Source organism: Bradyrhizobium sp. (genome assembly GCF_049798375.1).
Classification (GTDB): Bacteria; Pseudomonadota; Alphaproteobacteria; order Rhizobiales; family Xanthobacteraceae; genus Bradyrhizobium.
On record NZ_JBARGP010000033.1, the window covers coordinates 1 to 3,232 of the forward strand.

At 62.3% G+C, this 3,232-nt stretch carries 2 protein-coding genes; both read right to left on the minus strand.

Annotated elements, in window-relative coordinates; translation table 11 throughout:
* Positions 1-171 precede the first annotated feature (171 nt).
* Positions 172-1,788 carry a phosphoenolpyruvate carboxykinase gene (locus WA702_RS01135; protein WP_425108684.1) on the minus strand — a complete coding sequence of 539 codons (1,617 nt, stop codon included), beginning with the start codon at positions 1,786-1,788 and terminating at the stop codon, positions 172-174.
* A 282-nt stretch (positions 1,789-2,070) separates the two neighbouring features.
* A complete protein-coding gene (locus WA702_RS01140; protein ID WP_425108685.1) occupies positions 2,071-2,805 on the minus strand; it encodes a HugZ family protein in 735 nt (244 codons plus the stop codon).
* Positions 2,806-3,232 lie beyond the last annotated feature (427 nt).

The following is a 3,232-nucleotide window of genomic DNA, read 5'->3' on the forward strand; positions in this document are numbered from 1 at the left end:
CGTGTGAGGCCAAGCTGGCTCTACACAATCGGCATCATCCCGGCGAGCGCCGGGATCCATAGCCACCGACCTTCAAGTTGTGAAGGCCGGTCGTGGCAAGGGTGCCACGAATAACGGCCGCGGAGTATGAGTCCCGGCGCTGAGGCCGGGACGACAGTTGTGATGTGGCGGTTATTCCGCCGCCAGCTTGAGATCCGGCGCTGCGGCGCGAACCTCGGCGTCGACCTGGGCTTCGAACTTGGCAAAGTTCTTCTGGAACATGCCGACCAGCGCCCGCGCGGTCTTGTCGAACTCGGCCTTGTCCTTCCAGGTGTTGACCGGATTGAGGATCTCGCTCGGCACGCCCGGCAGCGCAGTCGGCACCGCGAAGCCGAAATATTTATCGGTGCGGAATTCGACGTTGCGCAAGGAGCCATCGAGCGCAGCGGTGAGCAGCGCGCGCGTCACCTTGATCGGCATGCGCGAGCCTGTGCCATACTTGCCGCCGGTCCAGCCGGTGTTGACCAGCCAGCAATCGACGTTGTGTTCGGCAATCAGATCACGCAGCATCTTGCCGTAAACGCTCGGATCGAGCGGCAGGAACGGCGAACCGAAGCAGGTGGAGAATTCCGGCTGCGGCTCGTTGCCGAGGCCGCGTTCGGTGCCGGCGACCTTCGCGGTGTAGCCGGACAGGAAATGATACATCGCCTGTGCCGGCGTGAGCTTTGCGATCGGCGGCAGCACGCCGAAGGCGTCGGCGGCCAGCATCACCACGTTCTTCGGATGCGGCGCGCGGCCACTGCGCGAGGCGTTCGGGATGTAGTCGAGCGGATAGGCCGAGCGCGTGTTCTCGGTCTTGGAGCCATTGTCGAAGTCGGGGACGTGGGTGTCATCATCGAGCACCACGTTCTCCAGCACCGCGCCGAAGCGGTTGGAGGCCGCATAGATCTCCGGCTCGGCTTCGCTCGACAGCTTGATGCATTTGGCATAGCAGCCGCCTTCGAAATTGAAGACGCCGTCACCGCCCCAGCCATGCTCGTCGTCGCCGATCAAGGTGCGCTTCGGATCGGCCGACAGCGTGGTCTTGCCGGTACCGGACAGGCCGAAGAAAACCGCGGTGTCGCCGTTGGGGCCGACATTGGCCGAGCAATGCATCGGCATGACGCCCTTCTCAGGCAGATAGTAGTTCAGCGTGGTGAACACGCTCTTCTTCATCTCGCCGGCATAATAAGACCCGCCGATCAGGACGATCTTGCGGGCGAAATCGATGGCCACGACGTTCTCCGAGCGCACGCCGTGACGTTTAGGATCGGCGCGGAAGCTCGGCATGTCGATGATGGTGAGCTCCGGCACGAAGGCGTCGAGCTCGTTACGCTCGGGGCGGATCAGCAGCGTGCGGATGAACAGGGAGTGCCAGGCGAGCTCGGTGAAGACGCGGGTCCTGATGCGGAAGCTCGGATCGGCGCCCCCGTAGAGATCCTGCGCAAACAGCCGCTTGCCCTCGGCGTGCTTCAGGAAGTCCTGATACAGCAGCTCAAACTGCTCCGCCGTGATCGACTGATTGCCCGCCCACCACATCTTCTTGTCGGTGCTGGCATCGCGCACCGTGAACTTGTCCTTCGGGCTGCGGCCGGTGAACTCGCCGGTATCTGCGCACAATGCACCGTCTGCCGACAGCACGGCCTCACCCGCGGCAAGCGAGTACTGATAGAGCTGAGGCGCGCCGAGATTCCAATGCACCTGCTTCAGATTCTTTAAGCCGAATTTGTCGGCGCCGAAGGCGCCGTTGCGTAGACCCGTCTCTTGCACGAAAATCCCTCCTCAGAGACCGCGTGAGACGAGCGGACGAATGCCGCTTTGCGCCCGTTTCGCGGTGACCGTCATACCGTTACGCTTGCCCGTAAAAAGCCCGGTCCTCGACCTATTACTGATCAACGTTCGTCTTGCCAAGACGATCCGCGCGAATTGGTTGACTGCGCAATCGGCGCTCAATTTGGCACATCTGGTTACCGCGTTGCAGGCAGCAGCGACAATGAGTCGCCGCGCATACCAACGCACCCTGCCGCGCTGCAGCATTACCCAGACCAGATATCAGGCCTTCGCCCGTGCCTCCTCGGCGAGCCGCACCAGCATCTTGCGCAAGCCTCCCGGCGAGGTGACGCGCTGCGGAAAATCCAGCCGCAAGGTCTTGCCATCCGCCATCATGTCGAGCCCGTCGGGATCGCAGCCGGTGCAGCGCCAGTCGGCGGCCTCGGCGCCGAGCAGCGTGGTCGCGTAGAGCCGGAGTGCATCGCGATGATCTTCATTCATGTGGTCGACGGCGCCCTGCTCGGCCTCCAGCAGCGCGGCGGCATCGGAAATATCGGTCAGGATCTGCGCCGGCGTGAGATCGACGATGCGCCCAAATCCCGCTACCAGATGCGTGCCGCAGGGCCGGATCAGGAACAACGAAAAGTCCGAAAAATCGATGTAGCCGGCTGCCGGCGGATGGGCATTCAGATATCGCGACCTCAGCCTGTTCTTGTCAGCTGCGGCCACCTGCTCCGCCCGTCCCGACAGCATGATTCGCGCGCCTTCGAGCGGGTCGCCCGGCGCACGCTCATCCAGCATCAGCGACACCCTGTGATCGGCCAGAACATTCTTGGTGTGCACGGCAAGTCGTGAAATCAGCAGAATCGGCGAACCATCCGCATCGGCAGCGAGATTCACCAGCGAGCAATAGGGATCTCCCGAGCCAGGCATCAGCGTGGCCAGCGCGCCCTGGCGGCTGCGCCGGAGCAGCGAGCGGGCCAATCGAGAAGGATTGAAATCGGAAGTCGGTTGCATAGTGATACCCAGTGTGTCCGGCGCCCTGTTCGCTGCGTTCCTCGGCGGTGCCCCGAGCGAAGATGCGCGAGCCGGGAAACATTAGCCAAGTTATTGTCTCCGGTGGAGCTTCGGATTGGTCATTACAGCGATTCCGCGGCGATACCATGCAGACATCAAGGCCGGCCATAACCGTATCCTGTTGCAACGAAGGCCTTTTTTCGGCTAAACCGGCACTCTGATGGAAGGTGGCGCACGACTTCGCCATGCGTTTAGCGGAACTCGGTCACACTTCAGCCCAGCTTGCATTGCTCCGTTGACCGCGTTCGAAGCCCATGTATGCGGCGTATAGCTGGATTGCTCGCCGTTTCAGCTAACCAGACTCTGAAAGCAGGCACATGCCCACAATCGCCTTGGTCGACGACGACCGCAACATTCTCACCTCGGT

What these genes read in the sequence shown, in the direction of transcription:
- WA702_RS01140 (WP_425108685.1), bottom strand. Translation starts at nt 2,805, where the DNA reads ATGCAACCGACTTCCGATTTCAATCCTTCTCGATTGGCCCGCTCGCTG.